The 22,049-nt window shown below is 44.3% G+C and carries 16 protein-coding genes; 5 read left to right on the top strand and 11 right to left on the bottom strand.

Going from position 1 to position 22,049, the window contains the following annotated elements; genetic code table 11:
- Positions 1-25: 25 nt before the first annotated feature.
- From ACETMN_RS15725 to ACETMN_RS15715, 3 genes are all read left to right on the top strand, one after another.
- The gene (locus tag ACETMN_RS15725; protein WP_211083331.1) at positions 26-1,630 is read left to right on the top strand and encodes an extracellular solute-binding protein; all 1,605 of its coding nucleotides are present in this window, start codon (positions 26-28) and stop codon (positions 1,628-1,630) included.
- Positions 1,631-1,720: 90 nt separating this feature from the next.
- Complete coding sequence (locus tag ACETMN_RS15720) at positions 1,721-2,611, top strand: ABC transporter permease (RefSeq protein WP_036615758.1); 891 nt, start codon at positions 1,721-1,723, stop codon at positions 2,609-2,611.
- Positions 2,612-2,629: 18 nt separating this feature from the next.
- A complete protein-coding gene (locus ACETMN_RS15715; protein ID WP_047842997.1) occupies positions 2,630-3,520 on the top strand; it encodes a carbohydrate ABC transporter permease in 891 nt (296 codons plus the stop codon).
- A gap of 105 nt (positions 3,521-3,625) precedes the next feature.
- On the opposite strand, the gene ACETMN_RS15710 is transcribed toward ACETMN_RS15715, so the two are convergent.
- Positions 3,626-5,371, bottom strand: coding sequence for a sensor histidine kinase (locus tag ACETMN_RS15710; protein ID WP_411736336.1), 1,746 nt, complete (start codon positions 5,369-5,371; stop codon positions 3,626-3,628).
- 28 nt (positions 5,372-5,399) lie between these two features.
- Entirely contained in the window at positions 5,400-7,016 is a 1,617-nt protein-coding gene (locus tag ACETMN_RS15705; protein WP_411736335.1) for a helix-turn-helix domain-containing protein, read from the bottom strand.
- Between the two features lie 187 nt (positions 7,017-7,203).
- Here ACETMN_RS15705 and ACETMN_RS15700 point away from each other — a divergent pair, with 187 nt between their 5' ends.
- The gene (locus ACETMN_RS15700) at positions 7,204-7,479 is read left to right on the top strand and encodes a hypothetical protein (RefSeq protein ID WP_411736334.1); all 276 of its coding nucleotides are present in this window, start codon (positions 7,204-7,206) and stop codon (positions 7,477-7,479) included.
- Positions 7,480-7,677: 198 nt separating this feature from the next.
- Here the strand turns inward: ACETMN_RS15700 and ACETMN_RS15695 are convergent, their stop codons facing one another.
- From ACETMN_RS15695 to ACETMN_RS15655, 9 genes are all read right to left on the bottom strand, one after another.
- Positions 7,678-10,338, bottom strand: a complete 2,661-nt coding sequence (locus ACETMN_RS15695) for an ABC transporter permease (protein WP_411736333.1) — start codon at positions 10,336-10,338, stop codon at positions 7,678-7,680.
- Positions 10,331-11,020, bottom strand: a complete 690-nt coding sequence (locus tag ACETMN_RS15690; protein WP_105598978.1) for an ABC transporter ATP-binding protein — start codon at positions 11,018-11,020, stop codon at positions 10,331-10,333. The genes ACETMN_RS15695 and ACETMN_RS15690 overlap by 8 nt, the downstream gene beginning before the upstream one ends.
- A 105-nt stretch (positions 11,021-11,125) precedes the next feature.
- Entirely contained in the window at positions 11,126-12,403 is a 1,278-nt protein-coding gene (locus tag ACETMN_RS15685) for an ATP-binding protein (RefSeq protein ID WP_411736332.1), read from the bottom strand.
- Entirely contained in the window at positions 12,376-13,071 is a 696-nt protein-coding gene (locus ACETMN_RS15680) for a response regulator transcription factor (RefSeq protein ID WP_411736331.1), read from the bottom strand. Before ACETMN_RS15680 ends, ACETMN_RS15685 begins: the two co-directional genes overlap by 28 nt.
- Positions 13,072-13,311: 240 nt before the next feature.
- Complete coding sequence (gene cydC / locus ACETMN_RS15675) at positions 13,312-15,039, bottom strand: thiol reductant ABC exporter subunit CydC (protein ID WP_411736330.1); 1,728 nt, start codon at positions 15,037-15,039, stop codon at positions 13,312-13,314.
- The gene (cydD, locus tag ACETMN_RS15670) at positions 15,036-16,859 is read right to left on the bottom strand and encodes a thiol reductant ABC exporter subunit CydD (protein WP_411736329.1); all 1,824 of its coding nucleotides are present in this window, start codon (positions 16,857-16,859) and stop codon (positions 15,036-15,038) included. Before cydD ends, cydC begins: the two co-directional genes overlap by 4 nt.
- A gap of 14 nt (positions 16,860-16,873) precedes the next feature.
- The gene (locus ACETMN_RS15665; RefSeq protein WP_174806461.1) at positions 16,874-17,887 is read right to left on the bottom strand and encodes a cytochrome d ubiquinol oxidase subunit II; all 1,014 of its coding nucleotides are present in this window, start codon (positions 17,885-17,887) and stop codon (positions 16,874-16,876) included.
- Entirely contained in the window at positions 17,887-19,251 is a 1,365-nt protein-coding gene (locus ACETMN_RS15660; protein WP_036615789.1) for a cytochrome ubiquinol oxidase subunit I, read from the bottom strand. The genes ACETMN_RS15665 and ACETMN_RS15660 overlap by 1 nt, the downstream gene beginning before the upstream one ends.
- 399 nt (positions 19,252-19,650) lie before the next feature.
- On the bottom strand, positions 19,651-21,045 hold the full coding sequence (locus ACETMN_RS15655; RefSeq protein ID WP_411736328.1) for an MFS transporter: 1,395 nt from the start codon (positions 21,043-21,045) through the stop codon (positions 19,651-19,653).
- Positions 21,046-21,154: 109 nt separating this feature from the next.
- Here ACETMN_RS15655 and ACETMN_RS15650 point away from each other — a divergent pair, with 109 nt between their 5' ends.
- Positions 21,155-22,030, top strand: coding sequence for a LysR family transcriptional regulator (locus tag ACETMN_RS15650; protein ID WP_411736420.1), 876 nt, complete (start codon positions 21,155-21,157; stop codon positions 22,028-22,030).
- The last annotated feature ends 19 nt before the right edge of the window (positions 22,031-22,049 follow it).

The raw sequence follows: 22,049 nt of genomic DNA, 5'->3' as shown, positions 1-22,049 counted from the left end.
ATATGACTGATAAGGGGGAAAAGAAATGAACAAGAAAACGAAAGCCTTAGTCTTGTCTGTGTGCATGTCAACCTTATTACTCGCAGCCTGTAGCAATGGAAGCGGTGCAGATAAAGGTTCAACGACGGACACGGATTCCAACGAGGCTGGAACGACAACCATTCACACCGTAACATCAGAATACACTTCAGCAAAATATCCAAAGGGCGACGATATCACCAACAATGTATGGATTAAGCGATACAAAGAGAAGTTTAATATCAATGTCAAAACAGACTGGGTCAGCGATGAGTACGATACAAAACTCAATTTGGCTATCGCATCGAACGATCTTCCTGACGTATTCAGAGTTAATCCATCACAACTGAGACAGTTAGTCGAAGCAGATATGGTCATGGACCTTTCCGAGGTCTTTGATCAACACGCTTCAGATCGTCTCAAAGGTTACATGGAAGCAGATGCAGACAGTTACGAATCTGGAAAGAAGGACGGTAAGCTATACGGGATACCACAGATGCACTGGGGATTAATTGAACAACCAGACTTCATCTGGATTCGGAACGACTGGAAAGAAGAATTGGGAGTCCAAGATCCGAAATCTGTGGAAGACATCAAAAATATCGCACTAAAATTCATGGAAAAGCACGGTGGTTATGGTATAGCGGTAGACCAATCGTTGGATTACCTCAACCTGCTGGCCATTGCATGGAATGCGCATCCGGATATGTGGATGGAGGATAGCACTGGAAAACTCGTGTACGGCTCCGTGCAGCCTGAGATGAAAAATGCGCTGGCTGAGTGGTCAGAATGGTACAAGCGAGGCATCATTGATCCGGAATTTGCAATCAAAGACTTTAATGCGATGAACGCGGATATCGTAGCCGGCAAAGTGGGAATGCAACCTTATTACCAATGGTGGGGTTATAATCCGGGTGTCGACACAGTATCCAATCTGGGTAAGGACGCTATCTTCTACCCATATATCATCCCTACCGTTGATGGAAAAGAAGCCAAACAATCCATTTTCTTTGCCAACAACAATTATATCGTTATGAAAAAGGGATTTAAGAGCCCTGAAGAAGTGATCAAAATTTTGAACGACTATGCTTATATTGTGGATGAAGGCAATGGCAAGGAATCCACAGAAACGTTATCCGCCTTGCTGGACAACGATATTGCACATGTTGTTGGAGCGTTCCGTGTACTTAATCCGAATTCCGATTACGAGCAATTTGAGGCGGTCTCCGCTGCCCTTCAATCCAAGGATACCAGTGGACTCACAACTTCGGGAATGTGGCAAAAATATAACAACAGTGTGGAATTCATGGAGAATGCAACCCCAGGAGCAGTTGGCGATTATTTGCAACAAGGGGCTCCAAAGAATGCGTATGGTCTTGCCAAGAAAGTACTGGACAGCGAGAACTATACAAAGACGGCCTTATGGGGTGTTACGCCAGAAATACTTTCAAGCTACGGTACAACCTTGGATGATATCCTGACCGAAGGTTTCACCAAGATCATTATGGGTAGCGAAAGTATCGATTATTTCGATGTTATTGTCCAGAATTGGCGTGCAGCCGGGGGCGATAACGCAACTCAGGCAGTTAATGAAGCCTACGGGAAGAAATAATCTCGTTTGTCACAAAGAGGGGATGAGGGTCATCCCTCCCCTTTATTTGATAGCGATTACATTTGGCGTACGATGAACGGAGGAATATGAATGTTGAGAAAATGGAAGCAGCAGAGTCCTTACCATCTCATGTTGATCCCAAGCCTGGTCTTGGTCTTCATCTTTTGTTACATCCCTTTCTACGGACTTATTATTGCGTTTCAGAAGTACAATCCGGGCCTCGGATTCAACTCGCCATGGGTAGGATGGGATAATTTTACCCACATATTTAATCAGCCGAACTTCGTAAGAACGATCTGGAATACATTGTACATGTCTGTCTTTAAGATTATCGGTGGTATAATCGTACCCGTAATTTTCGCATTACTGCTTAACGAGGTATTGCACAGTGGAATCAAACGTACATTTCAAACCCTTGTCTACATTCCGAACTTCCTCTCTTGGGTCATTATGGCCGGCATCATGCTGGATATCCTTAGCTCCGACGGCATTATCAATACATTTCTAAGTGTATTTGGGATTGCACCGATCTCCTTTCTTGGCACACCCTCAATTTTTCCTTGGACGATGATTGTCAGTGATATATGGAAGGGTTTCGGCTTTGGCACAGTTGTTTATTTAGCAGCCTTAACTAGCATTGACCCGGGACTTTACGAGGCCGCGGTGATCGACGGAGCGAAACGGTGGAAACAAACCATCTACATTACGTTGCCTCTACTCATGCCAACCATTGTTTTAATGACCGTACTTTCACTTGGGAACGTACTCAATGCTGGCTTTGACCAAATCTATAATCTCTACTCCCCTGTTGTCTATCAGACGGGTGATATTATTGATACCTATGTCTACCGTTTAGGAATCCAACAAGCACAGTATTCGATTGGTACCGCTGTCGGGTTATTCAAATCGATCATTTCCAGTGTTCTCGTTGCTGTATCGTACATCCTGGCTTACAGAGTGGCTGGTTATCGTATCTTCTAAGAAGGAGGAACTTACATTATGATCTATGATAAAAGTATGAGCAGACGTGTATTTCTTATCATAAACTACACCATATTGCTTCTAATCTCTCTCCTATGTATTCTACCGTTTATCAACCTGCTGGCTGTTTCATTCAGCAGCAGCGCAGCTGTATCTGCGGGGAGTGTTACGTTCTGGCCTGTGGAATTTACGACAAAAGCCTATGAGTTTGCATTAACTGGAGGATCATTTTTCTCCTCTCTCTGGGTAGCCATTCAACGAACCGTTATCGGAACGGTGGTGAATCTGGTTCTGATCGTACTCACGGCTTATCCCCTCTCCAAATCCAAACAAAAATTGATGGGGCGTAATATCTATATGGGATTTTTCATAATTACCATGTTATTCAGTGGAGGACTAATTCCAACCTATCTCGTGGTCGTCAAAATGGGACTGATCGATTCCATCTGGTCTCTGATCCTGCCTGGGGCCCTCCCCGTATTCAGCATGATTATCCTCATGAATTTCATTCGGGGGCTGCCCGAAGAGATTGAAGAATCAGCCATTATCGATGGTGCTGGGCCTGTACAGGTATTGCTTCGTATTCTACTCCCACTTCTCAAGCCCGCTCTCGCTACGGTTGGTTTGTTCAGTATCGTTGCCCACTGGAATTCGTGGTTCGATGGCATTATCTATATGAACAATCCAGCCAATTATCCATTACAAAGCTACCTGCAGACCCTCCTGCAAAGTTTTGAGCAAATCATGCTGAAATCTGGGTCAGATTATACGCAGCTGTTGTCCATGATGAACGCCAGAACGGGGCGCGCCGCTCAGATGTTCTTGGGTGCCATTCCGATTTTACTCGTGTACCCATTCTTGCAGAAATATTTCACCAAAGGTTTGGTGTTAGGTAGCGTCAAAGGGTGAACAAAAGGGCTTGCAGTTCATACTGCGAGCCCTTTGTTTATATCTAAACTTATTTTTATGATCGCTGTACCGTATTATGAGATGCTTAAGTGGAAACATGAATGACTATTTGGCTTCTATGATGGCAGGCAGCAGAATGGAGAAAATGGTACCTTCACCTATTTTACTCTCCACCTGTATTCCATAGGATTTCCCAAAATGAAGTTGAATCCGCCGCTGCACATTATGCAATCCAATCCCATTCGTTCCCGTACCTTCACCGGATTTCTCTTCCATTAAATTCTGCATCGTATGATGATCCATACCGACGCCATTATCGCAGACCTCGATCACAACTTCATCCAGCTGTGATTGAATCCGAATGGTGATGATTCCGTCTTCTTCGAGTTCAGCGAGTCCATGAAATATTGCATTCTCCACAATGGGCTGTAGAATCATTTTGGGCATGCGATAATTTAGCAGTCTATCCTCAATCTCGTATCTCATCTGAATACAATCGTAGTACCTGACATTCTGGATCGTTACGTAATTCGTTATATTATCAAGTTCCTCACGAATGGTTACGAGGGTTCCATCGGATTTTGTTGCATAGCGAAGCATCGAGATTAGTGCATCGGTCATTTCCACGATTTTGTCTGCCTGCTGCATCGAGGCAATCCATTTCACCGACCCAAGGGTGTTATACAGAAAATGAGGCTTGATCTGATCATGGAGCGCACGCATCTCGGCCTTGGCTTTCTCTATTTCTTCCTGCTGCATCCGTTCGACCAACCGCTTCAATTCGTGTGACATTCTGTTGAATCGAATGGATAAATGTCCAATCTCATCTCTTGATCCAATAGGTTCAACTTGTTCAAACTGACCTTTCTCGACTAGAGAAATATTCCGTAGCAGTTTTTTAATGGGAGTTGTGATCACGTGAGATAAAAAGATGGATATGACGGCAGCAAAAAGAACAATGACGATGGCAAGCGTCACCAGATTACGGCCCAATATTTTGCCATCAGCAGTCAACTCATCCAAAGGCATATATAAGTAAGTTGTCCATTTTTGCTGACTTAGGGGACTGGTCACCACGACATTTAGTGCTTCAGGCGGACGAGCGTTGTCCCGGAACAGTGTCCCGATTAATCGTTCATTCACGTTATATACGATCTTGTCATCCTCATCAACAATCATGAATCTGGAGCGCAGCCCTTCCTGCAAGTTGCGGTTGACGATTTCAATGAATTTGATATCAATGCTGACAACAATCACGCCAAGCAGTTTTCCACTAGTCACATCATGAATTTTGCGAGCGTGTGACACAGCCAGTATTTTATTCTCCAATTGCTCGTCGATTCGTGTTGTGAGGGTAATGGTTCGATCCTTATCATGCATGAACTTTTTAAACCACAATTCGTTTGCTACTTTGAAGTTTGGATCAATGGGTTGATGTGGACTGACAAAAAGGTCTTGCCCCCCGTTCATATTGTAAAGGTAGATGGAGAATACGCGATCTTTCATCATGATATAATTCATCAGAATATTGTATGCGGCAATCTCATGTTGTTCATCACCCTCTCGCAGGAAATCCTGGATCGGAAAACTCCCCTCATGAGTCGCAGACAGATTGTCACTAAGCCCATTGCTGGCGAGCAGCGAAATTTTCTCAATCTCCTTGAGGAACTCATCAATGCGAATATTCGTCTGTTTGGCCAGATCGTTTAGCAACGTTGTATAGTTCTGTGCCAATAAACGCTCTGAGGAGTAATACGAGTTGATTGTCATCACCAATACCGGAAGGATAATGACCGTCATACAGATCACCATAATTTTGTACTTGATTCGGAAGGGCCGAACATGCTTCATATGCTGCACCTCTATTCACCGATTACATTCATCCCTGCTGTAATTCTCGATATTCCTCAGGAGTGACACCTACCGATTTTTTGAAAATCTTACTGAAGTACGTGTAATTATGGTAGCCCACCTTTTCTGCGATTTCATACACTCTCATTCCTCTGCTCAATAGATACGCCTTGGCATGTTCAATTCGAACTCGGGTCAAGTACGTGATAAAGTTCTCTCCTCGTTCCTGTTTGAACACACGGCTGAGATACGACGGATTCACACTAATTTGGCTAGCGATACTTTGCAGTGAGATATCTTCCGCATAATACTTGTCGATCAATTCAGTGGCGAGATCGGTGTACGTGCTTTCCTGTTTGATTTGGGAATCGGTTTGGAAGTAATACGCAATATGAGCAAGCATATCTTGGTGGATATCCTCCCAATACTCCCCCTTTAGAACGATTTCATAGGGTGATTTTTCTGTTAAAGAAGGTGCACCTCTTTCCGTAGCTCGGGATAGATGAGAATGTATCGTTTCCATTACCATGATATATTGCTTGCGAATGCTATTCTCATCCGCTCGTAGCTGTTCCAGATTGGATCGGATTCCTTCAAGGAACTCTTCCGCCTTTTTGTTGTCTTTGCTTACCCATAACTTCAACAAATCTCGTTCTTGTTGCGGGCTTAAAGCCCCCTTAACTTCATGTCGATCTGGGGATTGAACCATATCATCGTAATACAACACCTGGTTGCTTCCTGTGAAGAAACTCTGTTGTAGAGCCGTTTCTGCCTCTTGGCAGGCCTTCCTGATGTGAAGGAATCCGGAAGTCATTCTACTTACCCCAGCCGTGAGCGATAGATTCATAAAATCCTTGATCGAAGACAGCAATTTATTACATAGTTTATTTAAGTCGGCGTGTACAGATTGGCTCTCAGGAAGTACATTGACGATCACCCAATATTCTGAGGAACTTTCAACAAAAATCTCTTTCTCCCACTTCGATGGAATGATCTCTTCCATAATATTAAGAATCGAAAATCGGAGCAGCTTTTCCCCCTTCTCTACATATTTCCGCTTTGCATCCTCGTAATAGTTCACGATGAACTTCATGACAACCAACTGGTCCGAACGTATACGAAAATGCAGTTCTTCCGCTTTGGTGACGATATCCTCCTCACTAATGAATCCGCTTACAATATCTTGGAAGAAACTATCCTTTAGATATCTTAGGCTCTTGGAATAGTCCTGTGTTATAGAGGGTGTGTTGGTTGGGTGAACATGTTCACTTTGCAGTTTCTGTCCAACAGTGCTCAGGAGGTCAATAAGGGAGGATTCGGTGATCTCACTTTTAATCAAGTAATCTGAAGCGCCAAGTTTTAGCGCCTCTTTCACATAATGAAATTCGTCAAAATTACTCAGGATGACATACTTACAGGTTTTCAGTACGTAGGAGGCCTCTTGTATAAGCTGTAGCCCATCCATAATCGGCATTTTAATATCTGTAATAATTAGATCAGGCATCACTTCAAGCGCAAGGCTTAATGCCTCTTTTCCATTTCCCGCCTCACCAACAACATAGAAATTGTACTCTTCCCAATTCAGCATGGAACGAATTCCAACCCGCATGAGCAATTCATCATCTACGATCATCAGTTTATACATGCGTATCCCCCAACATGAACCATTTTTAGATATTTTACCATTAAACGAACCGTTGCAAAGATGTCTAGCGAACCTTATTGAATTGCGGGTATCATAAATAACACTTTTACAGAACATACGTTCCTGTTATAATCAGATTATCGTAATTGGTGTAGAATAACATGCCCGTATGGAAAGGATACATATCATGAATTTATACAAGTTTGAATTAACGGTGAACGGATATCTATTACGTGTTCATTTCAGTGCATCTGAAGAAAGTGGATTGAAATGGTGCAAACGAATTGCTACTGAATTCCAGAATAACGTTGCCAATCTGGAGATCAAGGTTGATATACATAAAAAGCAGAAACAAAAGCATGCACGGGAATATCACGGAAAGCCATATCTGTATGATAGGACACTAAAGAAAAAGCCGCTTGCGAAAAAAAATAAGGCGTCTGAATCATCTGCTGTTATGTAAAGATGTTTACAAGACGTAAGAAAAGACAAGTGAACCAGAACACATTCAATCGTTGTTTGATTTTCATGTTGAGTATAATTATGAGACGTTCTTCTGATGTACCGCATAAGAACCAAGCTTCTTAAAAACAAAAAAAGTCGCACTCTATTTATGCGACTTTTTTTAAGGGATATTCTATTTTATAGTTCTCCAGATTCTCTAGGTTTCCTTTCTCAGTGCCTCTACAATACTCGTTTGGTTTAATCTATACATCGGCCAAGCTGTAGCAACGAGTGTTGTTGCTATGGCACCTGCACAAGCAAGAACAATACTAGACCATGGAATGGCCCAACCTACGTCGACAGCACCTTTGAAGAGATGATGTATGCCATGGCTCAGTACTGTTCCGAGTATACTACCGTATACCGCAGCGTATAGGCCGTATAAAACACCTTCTAATAGGATCATTTTCCCAACATTACGCTGTGTCATGCCGATCGCTTTGAGCACCGCAAATTCTTTGGTTCGTAGAATGAGATTGGTGCTGACGGTGTTCAGTATATTTAGGAACGCAATCAAGACAATGACACCAATAAATCCATATAAAAATATCTTGGCGGTTGTCGCGTCGTTTTTAGCTTGAGCAAGTTGTTCCACCTTATCTGTGTAGCTGTAACCTGCATCTTTTTGGGGCAGGGATTTGAGATAGTCCGTGATTGGTTTGTTGGAAATATCGGACTTGGCAAGAATAAAGATTCTGGAGTACGTATCGTTTCCTGTAACCTTCTCTACGACTTCAGGCGTTGTTATGAATTCAAGCATTGCACTCTCATTATAGTTGCTCGACAACAAGCCTTGATCAACAATTCCAGTTACCGTCAGTGTTGTGTAACCACGACCCTTCTCGTCCAAGTCCAAGCTACGTACTTTGATGTGATCCCCAACCTTGAATTGGGTTTGATCCATAACGATCTGTCTGCCATCCTCTGTTGTCATTCTTAATTTCTGATTGACGATAACGCCATTTTCCCGGTTCATCTTCTCTTTGTCGATCTTACCAGCCGTTAGTTTGGATTTCAGAGCATCGAGTCCGTTATCTCCGTAGGATTCGAGGTAATTATTGTCTGTGCGGTACCCCTCTCCATCTTCAACAGAGTACATTCCCGGACGGAGTTCGTAATACTTGGGATTCACTTTTTCTTTCGGAAACATAGCCATCACTTGATTATTGTAATACGGATAGGCATGTTCAACTGCATCAAGCTTAACAATGTCAGAATATACGGAATCATCGATCCGTTTGGAAGGTCCTTCATAGATAACCGAGTAGGAATAATCGATACCTGATTGCGATGTCTGCCCCAGCAAACCAGCTAGTCCGCTAAAAACAATAAATAGAATCATGCTGACCACTATGGAAAAGGCAGTGATGCGGAAGCGCTTTTTGTTCCGCCTGATATTTCGACTAGCAAACTGTCCTTCGATACCCAACAGTTTTCCCAGCAGTTTTGATTTCCGGACAGATGTTACGTCCTCCACTTTCGTGCCTCCCGAGCTATGAACCGCCTCAAGTGGGGATACCTTCGCTGCCAGTCTCGCAGGTCCGATAGCCGACAGATAAACAGTTAATAATCCCAGTCCCCCCGCTATGATCAGGATTGGAAGGGAAATGACCATTTGCATATCATTCAGAAATCCCAACGCCAAAAAGCTGATGTTGTAGAACAGAAGTTTCATAAAAACAGTTCCCATCAATAATCCAACAGGAATACCAATTAGACTCAGTATTGTAGCCTCTTTGAGAACCAATTTACGTATTTGTGATGGGGTAGCCCCAATGCACCGCAGCATTCCAAATTGCGAGGTCCGCTCCAGAACAGAAATATGAAACGTATTATATATCACTGCACTCGTACAACCCATAATAATAATGATGATTGCTGCGAATGCATATAACAAACTATGGTTTACACCTTCATAGGTGCTTTTGCCATACAACTTAAGCAGTTCATTATTATAATCGACACGAATATTTTTATATTGAATATCCTTATCCAACGCTATGGCAGAGCCTTGATCCACTTGGTCTAGCTTCAATGAAGATATCATCGCTTCCGTCTTTGCCTGAATCTGATTCATCGATTTCATTTTGACATAAATAAAATAATTTTTATCCGCTTCTATTTTTACATTATCTGCATACGTGATAGCTGGAAAGATGAAGCTGGAAGACCACGAAGCGTTACTTCCTGTCTTCATAAATCCCACAACGGTGAATTCTCTCTCTTTTTGGGGACGAAAGCCTTCATCAAGATCCCAGCCAAAATCACCCAGACCATTGATCGGTTTGATCTCCCCGGTTGATGCGACAGTTCGTTCTCCCAGACTCAGGGTAATCGAATCTCCTAGCTTTGGTTTGGTCGCAAAACGATCCAGACTCCAGGTCGAAAGAATAACTTCATGCGAATTTTTCGGCAGCCTGCCCGAATCCAGCTGAACCTGGAGCATGTTCATCGCATCGGTATCATAACCTTTGAGATTCAAATACCGATAAGGTGCAGCAAACGGGTTTTCCTTCTTTTCTTTCTCACTCGTTTTGCTGATGACCGAATAACCTTCTCTGCTAATGATCCCAGCACTCTCTACGGATGCATTATTGACGACTTTTGAGACTGCTTCTCCCGGTAATCCGTTAAAAGAAACATGGTAATCCCCGTACTCTTGAACGGTTTGCCGAACCACCTTGTCTCTGAAGCTAAGGCCAATGGTTCCTATGGCTGTAAGTAGAGTCACAGACAAAATAATGCCAACGATCGTAAGTATTGATCTTTTTTTCTGTCCTAGCAAATATTTTTGGGTAAGACTGGTATACCTATTCACGATCTTTCACCCCTGTTTGCTGCAAGAGTGTACCATCTTTTATATTTACAACACGGTCCGCTCTCTGGGCCACATTCAAATCATGTGTGATCATAATCAAGGTTTGATTGTATTTTCTGACGGAGAAGGTAAGCAGATCCACAATCTCTTTACTGTTCTTGCTGTCCAGATTACCGGTTGGTTCATCCGCCAGAATAATCGATGGTTTATTGATCAATGCGCGTCCAATTGCAGTTCGCTGCTGTTGCCCGCCTGATAATTGGGACGGAAGGTGCTGCCTTCGATCGCTGAGTCCCAGCACGCTCAATAATTCCTCAAGATAACCTTCGTCCACATGTTTATTCTCAAGCAGCATCGGCAATTTAATGTTTTCTTCCGCAGTTAACACCGGGATCAGATTGTACGATTGAAAAATAAAACCGATTTTGCGTCTTCTGAACACAGCCAATTCATTTTCACTTTGAGAATACAGATCCATACCGTCAATAATGACTTGGCCACTTGTCGGTTGATCCACTCCCCCGAGCAGATGCAGTAATGAGCTTTTTCCAGATCCGCTGGCGCCCACGATCGCAACGAATTCTCCTTGATTGACGGACAGATTAACATCTCTCAATGCTTCCACCCTAGACTCAGCACTTCCGTATATTTTACATAAATGTTCGGTCTTCAAAATTTCCACCCTGTTGTACCTCCAGTTGTATGATTAACATTGCTTGATTGTTATTATAGGTGTGGAAGCTTACGTTGAAGTGAAGAAGAAGCTTACATTTTCGTAAGCTTCTTCTTAAGTCCACTCTTTTTTGAAAAACGAAATTCTGAATGTCGTTCCTTCTTGTGGCACACTCTCCACCGTAATGATGCCGTTTTGTTCCTCAATGATCGATTTGGTCAAAGCCAGACCAATCCCTATACTGTTGGGCTTGTTATGGTTCTTACCTTTATAGAATCGCTTGAAAATGTGAGGTATATCATCGGGATGAATACCTTCGCCGTTGTCCTGAATAATGATTGTATCAAACAGTGCGTTTTCCTCCAAATGGATTCGAACCTCCCCCTCTGGCGGGGTGTGTTCCAGTGCATTTTTTATCAAATTCATGACAGCTTCCTTAAGCCATTCTTCATCTGCCTGCACAAACGCATTCTCACTTCCGAGGATAGTTATGTTTTGCCGCTTCTGATCTGCTACCGTCCGGAGTGAATAGACAACGCTCTCCACCATCTCCCTTAACTCGATCCTTTCTTTTCGAAATCCAATGGCTCCCGCTTCGACTCGTGCCAGCTTGAGCAGGCTGATGATGAGCCATTCCATTCGATCAAGCTGCTGCCGACTTCGTTCCAGAAACGTCATTCTCATTTCTTCTTTCATCCCGGGATCATTCAGCAGATTTTCATTGAACACAATCAGAGAAGCCAGGGGTGTTTTGAGCTGGTGGGAAATGTCGGATAACAGATTGCGCAGAAAGGTTTTTTCCTGCCGAAGTAGCTCCAGGCTGTTGGTTAATCTTCCAGCCATTGCATTGAAGCTCCGGCCGAGCGCACCGAAGTCTCCATCCTCCGTCTCAGGCAGTTTTTTATCGAATTGCTGTTCCACAACCTGCTCCGCCGCATGAGATATGGTTCTGATTTTCATGAAAAATGTACGATACTCCCACAGAAGCAATACCATGAGTGGGATCAGGAACAACAATACTTGAACCGCTGTTTTCAAGGGTAATGCTCGTCCTGAAAGAGCCGGTTGCTCTTCTATAGGCATGTCCGCCTTATAACCGTATTGTGCAAGGATACGTTGCCCCTCAGCGATTTCATCGGTCTGGGCTCCTTGGGTAACAAAGTGAATCACCTCATTCTCCAACTGTGGATCTTTCATCAACAGATGTCCGATTAGGGCGCTATTCTGATTCACGATAGTTGTATTGATGCTATCGACTTGATGCTGCATGTATAAAAACATCATAAACGACAAAAGAACTTGCAGAGCAAGTACTTTAATGGCGATGGATTTCCACTCTGGATTTCGTAAAACTTCGATCATGTTCATTTCCCTGTAACTTCCACGTTCCATTTATATCCGATCCCCCGAACGGTTACGATATATTGTGGTGCTGCTGGAATATCTTCGACTTTCTCTCTTAACCTGCGGATATGGACAGAGAGCGTATTATCATCAATGAAGTCGCCCGAGAGATCCCAGAGATGATTCAGAATTGAACTTCTGCTGCATATCTGCTTCGGATGAGAGATCAACATCAATAGTAATCGGTATTCAAGCGCCGTCAGTGTAATTTCACTATTGTTTTTGAGTACAGTTCCTTCTAAAATACGCACCTGGATGTTATCGGATGTCCATAAGCTTACTTCTTGTTTTCCCTTGTTGTTACGTCGTAATACAGCTTTAATTCGTGAAATAAGTTCTTTGGTTCGAACAGGCTTGGTTACATAGTCATCTGCTCCGAGATCAAGCCCTGCGACTACGTTTGCTTCCTCATCCAATGCTGTCAAAAAGATAATGGGCACTTGCGACGTTACCCGAATCTCACGGCATAGTTGATATCCCGATCCATCAGGCAAAGTGACATCCAACAAAATCAAATCGATCGCCTTTGCCTGCAGTGCCTGTCTGGCTTCTTCCAAGCTACCCGCCACCACAACCTCATATCCTTCATTGGACAGTGTATACTGCATACCAAACACCAGATTTTCATCATCTTCGACAAGTAATAAGCGATTCATCGTACACCTCAGCTCATGCTATTTTGAATTTGTATTTATTTCAATTTAATTATAGAGTTCCTGCGTCATTATACATCATTTGAGTTCATACAAGTGAATGTTTGCTCACTTTACGATGTTCTCGATGGATCAACAAAAAGACTAAAGAACAACTTACTGATGAGAACAGATAACATCAGTAATGTTCTTTAGCCTGTTATGAAATACTACCGACACCTTGAATAGGACTGATATTCGTTTTTACATCCCGGCGTCTCCAATCATTTGTCGTTCAATTTGTTTCATTTCATAAAAATAGCCTTTTTGCTCCATCAGCTCGGAGAAAGAACCTGATTCTACAATCTTGCCTTGGTCCATGACTACAATCCGATCCATCTCTTCCAATCCCGTCAGCCGATGGCAGATCAGGAGAAGTGTATCTTCGGATGCCTGTGCCAGAAGATGCTGCAATACACGTTGCTCTGTGACGTAATCTAGTGAAGAAGTTGGTTCGTCCAGAAGCCATAACCGTCCTTTGCGCAGCATGGCCCGTGCGAGAGCCAGCCGCTGCTTCTCACCATCCGACAGGTTCTCCCCTTTTTCATAGACCATGTCGGTCAACAACTTATTCGGCAGTTGGACTTTATCCAGCACAGCCGACAGTTGTTCATCCGAATGTTCTTCTCCATTCAGCAACAGGTTGTCCTGGATGGTTCCCCGGAAGAAGTGGCTTTGCTGCAGCACGACATTCGTCCCTTGCCAAATGCTCTCTTCATTCAGTTCCTTCACCGAAACATCGTTTAATCGTATATCGCCAGACGTTGGTGCGCGCAACTTGAGTAACAAATCAATAATCGTTGACTTGCCTGACCCGCTCGGCCCGACAATCGCTGTTTTGGAGCCTGCTGCAAGTTGCAGAGATAGCTCCCTCAGCGCCGGTCTCCATTCCCCTTCATATTGGAAGTTAACACCGGATAGGTCAATCGAAACCGCCTGATCGGCTGAAACTTCACCGCTTGGCTGTACAGGTTGTACATCGGAGGTTGGCACCGTTTCCGCCAGTCGCTGAGCGGCGTGTTCGCTGTCCTGCTTATATAGAGGCAATATAGCCATTGCGGCAGCTTCTTCGAACACGGTCTGCGTGGCCAGGATCAGCATGGCGAGAAATACACCGGCAAATGCTCCATTCACAATTAAGAAAGCGCTGAGTGCTAGCACTCCCCATGTAACGAGATACGTCACAAAAACGTGCATGGACTGCCCGCGCAACAGGTGCGAAGCGGCTTGTTTCTGCTCCGTTGCCAATGCAGCGGAAGCCTGCTGAAGCTGTTGCTCACGCTGTTCCAATTGGCCGTATACTTTCAAATCCCTGAAACCATACAACACTTCGGTTACTTCCGTGGACAGCAAGGCCCGTTGCTGGCGGACACGTCCGTTTATTTTTCGCTGACCTAACAAGACAATACCTGGTACAACAAATGCCGTAATCAGCATACCTAGTACTAACAAACACGCAATCCAGATCGAAAAGGCCGAAGTGAACAGCATGGTAGCCAAAAACACCATAACGACCATGATGGGTGGATACGCGACCCGCAAAAAATAATTTTGCAAGCTTTCCACATCACCCACGATCCGCGCAAGTAGATCCCCGCTTCGGTTTTTGTTCAATATACCTGGCGTTACCGGGATCAGTTTGGCAAAAAAGGACGTCCGCAAACGGCTCAGCATGGAGAATGTTGCCCTGTGCGAATACAAGCGTTCCCCGTAGCGACTTGCCGCTCGAAGGAAACCAAGTAGTTTGACCATGGAGGTGAGTACAATTAAGGTGTACAGCGGTGGCGCAAATACCGTTTGAGATATCATATACCCACTCGCGGAAAAGAGAGCTACCCCTGCTATGCCGGCGATAAATCCGCCCAATATCGAAAGCAAGATATCCTTGCGCTCCTGAATCATCGCTTTTGACAGAATCGTCAGCTCATTCATGCTAACCCTCCTTTCCGTTGTACATCCACCATCTCCGCATATTGAGGCAGGCGCGCCAGAAGCGCTTCATGATGTCCTGAATCCACTAATACCCCACTATCCATAAACAAAATGTTGTCCGCATGTTGAATTGTATATAAACGGTGTGCCACCGTAATCATCGTTGCCGTTTTGCCCAACGCCGCAATGGATTGTTGTAATACCCGCTCGGTGTGTAGATCCAGACCAACGGTGGGTTCGTCGAACAAAATAACAGCTGGTCGCTTCAGAAAAGCACGTGCTAAGGCAAGTCGCTGCTTTTCCCCACCAGACAGCCCCCGGCCACCTTCACCAACAAATGTGTCCAGTCCCTGCTCCAATTGAGCGACAACGCCAGCAAGTCCTGCTTCCTCTGCTGCCTGCTCAATTTCAGCTCTGGAGACGTTCCGACCCGCGCCAATCGCTATATTTTCGGCAAATGTACCTGCAAAAATATACGGATGCTGTGTAATATAGCTAACACGTTCAAACCAAGCAGCCTCATCCTGTTGCGAAAGCTGGCTTCCGTTAACCAGAACCGCTCCCGAATCTGGTTTCAGTAAACCGGCAATGAGATGAAGCAGCGTGGTTTTACCTGAGCCACTTTTGCCTACAATAGCGATCTGTTCTCCCGGTCCAATCGAGATCTGTCCTGTCTCAAGTCCAAAGGAATCAGGTGTGTACTGGAATCGGACATCGTTCAGTTCAATGGTTGGTGGCATTGTTATCGACTCTGTACGAGCTGTACGAAGCTCTTCCGTCCTTGCAATTGTATCGACATTGGTTAATTCGCTTTGATCCGATCCTTCTTCCCGCTCCGTTTGTGTGCTCTTGATACTTGTTTCCTCAAGCATTTGTTCCACCTTACGAATGGCCCCCATACTGGTTCGCCCGCTGTGAAAAGCCGTTCCTGTATTCTTCAACAGACTGTAAAACTCAGGGACGAGTAACAACACGAGAAAGGCTGTGTGGAAGCTCATCGATTTGAAAACGAGTAATTGGATAGCCAGTTCAAGCGCGACAATACCAATGCTTAACATCACGATCGATTCCAGCATAAACGTATTTGTAAATGCAATCTTCAAAATGCCCATGGTGGCATCACGATACCCCAGACTGCTGCGTTCAATCTCCTGCTGTTGACGTTTAGCCCGTCCGAATATTTTCAACGTAACCAGCCCTTGAAGCGAATCCAGAAATGTACCGGAAAACTCAGCCAGTTGCGCGTATTTTTCTTCTGATTTGTTCTTTGTCTTGAGCCCAACCAAGATCATGAACAGCGGGATAAACGGTGCCGTAAACAACATAATCCAGCCTGTGTTAGAGTGCTGCGTAAACGTAACAACCAGAATCAGAATCGGGATCATCGCAGCTTCCATCATACGCGGCATGTACTGACTGAAATAACTGTCGGCCTCATCCACAGCATCCAAAGCAACACTGACCTTTCCTCCCGTCTGTCCACTCAGGGTTGAAGGCATGGAAGCGCGGGTCAGGTTCTGCAACACAGATGCTCGCATATTTGTCTTGGCGCGTGCTGCCATATGCAAGCCCACTTTCCCATTACCATACGACAACAGTGAGCGTACGGCCATAACAGCCAATAATAGGACAAGCAACAGGATCACTGATGAAAAGGAAGCTTTCTCTACAAAGATTCGCTGGACTGCTTCAGCCACCAAGGTGGCCTGGCTTATAATAGCTACACCAAGGGCCAGCGAAATGATCGCAAGGAGAAGTCTGTTTTTTCGTTGTAAAGACATTTGCTGCGAGATCAGATTGGATTTGCCTCTCCTTTTCATTGAACGCTCCTCCTTTATTTTTTCCCTTTCACATAATCCGCATCAAACAGGAACAGTTTGAAGACCAGAATAAGAGAAGGAATTAACAGGCACAGACCACCGATAAACACAACGACGAGTGCAAAACCCATCGCTGGTGGTGTCGCGCTACTCTGAATGGTGATGAATGGATCAAGAATGTAAGGATATTGACCAATTCCGTAGGCGAAAAAGGCTGTGAGAAATTGCAGCATGATGCATATAAAAGCTAAACCATAACGGCGTCCGTTATATAACAGCCACATGGCAATCATGAAAAACGCAACGGAAAGCGCCAGCAGCCACCATAAATCCATCATATTTTGAAAATGACGCTCATTGTGTTGACCCAAATATATAAATGCAGTCAGCGCGAGAATAATGGTCGGTGTGCTCCAGAACAAAGCATAGTTCCGCATCAGCTTCAATGCCGAATGGTCCTCTGCGCGAGAAGCGTAAAATGTGAGAAATGACCCACTAATGAACAATACGGACACGATCGCCAGTCCAACGATGCTCCACGATAATGGATTCGTAAATAGTGCCCAGTAATCCAGGGAAACGGTATCTCCCTGCTTCAAAATAAAGCCACCTTCAGACAGGGTCAGTGCCACTGACAATGACGCTGGAATAAGCAACCCTGTAGCTCCATATAAGAACAAATACACGATACTTTTTTTGGAACCATAATTTTCGAAAGCATAGAACGACCCACGAATGGCAAGTAAAATGACGGCAATACTTCCTGGAACAAGCAGCGCTGAGCCATAATAATAGGCCGTGTCCGGGAAAAATCCAACGATGCCAATATAGAAAAAGACAAAGAATACATTGGTGATCTCCCAGACAGGTGATAGATAACGGGAGATCAGACGATTAATCAGATGATCCTGCTTTGTCAGGCGTGCATAAAAGGCAAAGAAACCTGCTCCAAAATCAATGGAAGCTACAATAAGATAGCCGTACAAGAACAGCCAGAGTACCGAAATACCAATTAATTCATAACTCATCAGGCCTGATCCCCTTTCTTGGCTGATTGATCATGCTTCTCCTTCAACCATTTCTCCATCTCGAGTTCAGCAGGATTGTTATTGAACAACCGTCTCAGTACGACGACACACATAACGCCTAGCAGGATGTAGAGAAGCAAGAAGACGAAAAATAAAATTCTCACACTTGGTGAAGAAGTAGCGGCCTCTTCTACCCGCATATAACCTCGGATGATCCATGGTTGCCGCCCGATCTCTGCATAAAACCAACCCATCTCAACGGCCAGAAAAGCAAGCGGTGCACTCAGTGCAACCATACGAAGCATCCACTTGTTAAACTGATTACGTTTCTTCCAGAATACAAACAGGAAGTACAGACTTGATATAGCAAGCAGAGCGAATCCAATACCAGCCATTAGATCAAACAAATAATGCACAAGTAAGGGCGGGTGTTCATCTGGTGGAAATTCGTTCAGCCCGGTTACCTCGGCGTTAAAGTCTCCAAAGGCAAGGAAACTGAGCAGTTTCGGCAAATGAAGAGCGCCTATAATTTCATGTTCTGCATTCAGCCATCCCAAAAAAATCAAATCCGCGCCGCTTTCCGTCTCGAAATGCCACTCGGCAGCTGCGAGCTTCTCCGGCTGATGCTCAGCCAAAAACTTGGCAGACACATCTCCAGCTAAAGAATTTAACAAACTGAATACCAGCACAACGGCCATCATGAGATTCAAGCCTTTTTTGTGGTAGGCCGACACTCCTTTTCTCAGCATCGCAAAGGCTGCTATTCCTGCTAACAGAGCAGCTCCTGTCAGATAAGCCGAGCTTAATACATGGAACACTTTGGAGAACGTCGCTGTATTCAGCATCGCTTGCACGGGGTTCACTGCCATGAATTGACCTGCTTCCATGACAAAACCTTCAGGCTGGTTCATGAATCCGTTCACTGTTGTAATAAAAACAGCAGACATGCCTGCCCCGGCGACAATCGGAATAGTCAGCAACCAGTGGATATACGGATTTTTGAACCGATCCCACGTGTACAGATAAATGCCCAGGAATATTGCTTCAAAAAAGAATGCAAATACTTCCATAAATAGTGGCAGTGCAATGACATTCCCGGCAAGTTTCATAAAATTCGGCCATACCAAGGCCAACTGTAGTGAGATCGCTGTGCCTGTCACGACACCAACCGCGACAGAAATGACAAACCCTCTGGACCACCTCTTTGCCATAAGTATGTAATGGTGATCCTTCTTCCGAATGCCGATGAACTCTGCAATAGCAATCATCAAAGGTACGCCGACACCTAGCGTTGCAAAAATCACGTGGAACCCGAGCGTCAAACCAGTCACTAGCCTGCTCCATAACACCGTATCAATAGCCATTCTTTGTGTTGCCTCCTTTCAAACTCTGTTCAATTTAGAAACATTCAATATCAGCTTTGGCCAAGCTCAATGCAGAGTTGCGAAAAATTTCACAAAGTTAGGTATGACGATATCTTGCCACACCTATAATGCGTTTACTCCTGTAGGCCCCCGATAATAACAAGCATTGGATGCCTATTAAAATCTGATATTAATGCACTTAAAGTACTAACCAAGCCTATTAATCAAAATTATTATATCTTTATTTTTACCTAATTCAATCAAAGACACGTGTTCTACCCTAAACGTTCAAGAAAGGATCAACTCTTTCTGACAACTTGGTGAAAATCAAAAAATACACCCAATGGAGCTATTGATTCATTGGGTGTAAACGTGTTATTGCACGGCAGATTCTCTATTTTACTTGCTTACTTGCTCCGGACTCACTAAACCTGCCTCGCGACGTACGCTCATGATGATCAGTGATGCAGCTAATACCGTAAGGATGATTCCAAGCTTCTGAAATCCTGTCACATTGAATGTATCCCCCATAACAATTCCAATCAATAACGACGATAAAATGGTCCCCAGGTAGCGTGATGTATTAAAAATACCCGATGCCACTCCGATCATTTCTTTCGGTGTGCTTTTAAACAGTGCTGCTTGCATGCCGACCGCGTTTAGGCCATTACTTATTCCAAATAAAGCTAAAGCAACAATGATTATGAAGATTGGAGAAGTTTCATTCATAACAACGATCAATATAGATCCAAATGTCATTAAAGAAGCGGATACGATCAGAGCTGGCCGTGATCCTGATCTGTCAATCCAGCGCCCTGCGATCGGAGCAATAATGACTGAACATAACCCCAAAGCTAGCATGCTCATTCCTGTATGAACTTCGTTGAGATGACGTACCTGCTTCAAATACGTAGGAACTCCAAAAAAAAGTGCGTAAAACAGGATGTTCACCAGCATGTATTGCACATTCACCCAAGTCATCTCCGGATATGAGGCAAACGTTCGCAGAGGGATAAAAGGCGTGGCTGCTTTTAATTCATGTCGGAAGAACATGACGAGTGCGATTAACCCGATCCCCCCTGTCAGCAGATGCCATGTTGAAATATCTCCTGTGGAATTTACTGAAAGTAAACCGATGAGCAGAGTCACCAAAGCTACCGTAAACATCAGGATACCTGGTGCGTCAATTAACGCTAGCCATTGCCGAATGGACATGTGACCAGAGATAGACGGAGATTGCTCGTCCTTCGGGATTGTTTTCCAGGCGAACCAAAAGCTTGCCATGACAAACGGAATATTAACGAAGAATATGCTGTGCCAGTCCCACCAATGAATCAATACTCCACCAATAAAAGGTCCAATTGCAGCCGCTCCAGAAAGGAATATAGCCAAGGTGGACAAGGCGGAGGCTTGCTTTTCAGTCACGTTCATTCTGACAATCGCCATTCCGACGGCCACCATCATGCTTGTGCCAATTGATTGAACGATCCGGAATACGATGAGCCACGAAAAACTGGGAGACCACGGAGCTAACATGGACGATACAAAAACAATAACAAGACCCATGAGGAAGATCTTCCTGCGGCCAAACAAATCACTACACTTGCCCATGACGGGTTGAGCGACAGCACTGGCAATGTAAAATGATAAAATAATCCACGAAACGGCTGTAAAATTAAGTTGATACACTTGTTGTAGCCTGGAGATTGCCACCGAAATCATGGAGGAATTCAACGGATTCAACATAATTCCGAGTCCAACAGCTAACATCAATCCTTTATTTCGAACGTTCATTGGTGCACCTCTCTCTCTTCTGCTGTTATCTTACTTGAACTTATTCATTTATTCCAACGCATTATATGTTATGATTTGATGAACTAGAAGGAATGAAGGAATGGTGCAAATGGAGCTTCTTCAACTAAAATATTTCCTGACGGTGGCCCGATGCGAACATGTTACGGAAGCTGCGGGAAAGCTGCATGTCACGCAATCCTCCCTGAGCAAAACGATACAACGATTAGAGGACGACTTGGGAGTCCCTTTATTTGATCGAATCGGGAGAAAGCTGCGATTAAACGACTTTGGAAGAACATTTCTTCAGCGAACTGAAAAAGCCTTATTTGAATTGGAACAAGGAAAGCGGGAAATCGCTGACCTCTCCAACCCGAATCAGGGTACACTGCAATTGGCAGTGACTACGGCGAGCACATTGCCCGGCATACTGCGGGAATTCCGGAAAAACAAGCCGGATATTCAGTTCCATGTGCAAATGGTTTCGTTAGAAAACATGTCCAGACTCCTACATCGGGGCGAGGTGGACTTTTGTCTCTCCTCCCCTCCGATTCAAGGTGACGATATCGAATGTCAGATACTATATGACGACCCGATTGTAGTCGCTGTTCCTATGGGTCATCGATATGCAGACCGAAGCAGCATTCAATTAACTGAGCTTAAGGACGAGTGGTTTGTTGGGGTGAAGCAAGGTTATGGGGTTCGTGATATGGTGGATTCCGTATGTCAATCCGCTGGTTTCCTACCGAAGTATGTATATGAAGGGGATGAGCCTGCAAGATTAACAGCCCTTGTGGAGGCGGAGATCGGTCTCGCGTTTATACCTAGCACAGCCAGAAACCCGCATGAGCGCATTAGATATCTTCAGGTAGAGGAACACCAACTCGTTCGGGAAATCGCTCTACTTTCGCACAAAAACAGGTATATTTCCAAAGCCGCTTTAGAGTTTCGCAGCGTGGTTATGGACTACTTCAGTGCTATGTCATGAGCATAAATTCAATATAAAG

It is taken from the genome of Paenibacillus sp. M2 (assembly GCF_046713495.1).
Classification (GTDB): domain Bacteria; phylum Bacillota; class Bacilli; order Paenibacillales; family Paenibacillaceae; genus Paenibacillus; species Paenibacillus amylolyticus_B.
The sequence above is the reverse complement of the archived record's forward strand: the minus strand, read 5'-3'. Positions and strand labels throughout refer to the sequence as shown.

What these genes read in the sequence shown, in the direction of transcription:
- ACETMN_RS15680 (WP_411736331.1), bottom strand. Translation starts at nt 13,071, where the DNA reads ATGAATCGCTTATTACTTGTCGAAGATGATGAAAATCTGGTGTTTGGT.
- ACETMN_RS15660 (WP_036615789.1), bottom strand. Translation starts at nt 19,251, where the DNA reads ATGGCTATTGATACGGTGTTATGGAGCAGGCTAGTGACTGGTTTGACG.
- ACETMN_RS15715 (WP_047842997.1), top strand. Translation starts at nt 2,630, where the DNA reads ATGATCTATGATAAAAGTATGAGCAGACGTGTATTTCTTATCATAAAC.
- ACETMN_RS15720 (WP_036615758.1), top strand. Translation starts at nt 1,721, where the DNA reads ATGTTGAGAAAATGGAAGCAGCAGAGTCCTTACCATCTCATGTTGATC.
- ACETMN_RS15705 (WP_411736335.1), bottom strand. Translation starts at nt 7,016, where the DNA reads ATGTATAAACTGATGATCGTAGATGATGAATTGCTCATGCGGGTTGGA.
- ACETMN_RS15685 (WP_411736332.1), bottom strand. Translation starts at nt 12,403, where the DNA reads ATGGAACGTGGAAGTTACAGGGAAATGAACATGATCGAAGTTTTACGA.
- ACETMN_RS15725 (WP_211083331.1), top strand. Translation starts at nt 26, where the DNA reads ATGAACAAGAAAACGAAAGCCTTAGTCTTGTCTGTGTGCATGTCAACC.
- ACETMN_RS15710 (WP_411736336.1), bottom strand. Translation starts at nt 5,371, where the DNA reads ATGAAGCATGTTCGGCCCTTCCGAATCAAGTACAAAATTATGGTGATC.
- ACETMN_RS15650 (WP_411736420.1), top strand. Translation starts at nt 21,155, where the DNA reads ATGGAGCTTCTTCAACTAAAATATTTCCTGACGGTGGCCCGATGCGAA.
- ACETMN_RS15665 (WP_174806461.1), bottom strand. Translation starts at nt 17,887, where the DNA reads ATGAGTTATGAATTAATTGGTATTTCGGTACTCTGGCTGTTCTTGTAC.
- cydC (WP_411736330.1), bottom strand. Translation starts at nt 15,039, where the DNA reads ATGAATGAGCTGACGATTCTGTCAAAAGCGATGATTCAGGAGCGCAAG.
- cydD (WP_411736329.1), bottom strand. Translation starts at nt 16,859, where the DNA reads ATGAAAAGGAGAGGCAAATCCAATCTGATCTCGCAGCAAATGTCTTTA.
- ACETMN_RS15655 (WP_411736328.1), bottom strand. Translation starts at nt 21,045, where the DNA reads ATGAACGTTCGAAATAAAGGATTGATGTTAGCTGTTGGACTCGGAATT.
- ACETMN_RS15700 (WP_411736334.1), top strand. Translation starts at nt 7,204, where the DNA reads ATGAATTTATACAAGTTTGAATTAACGGTGAACGGATATCTATTACGT.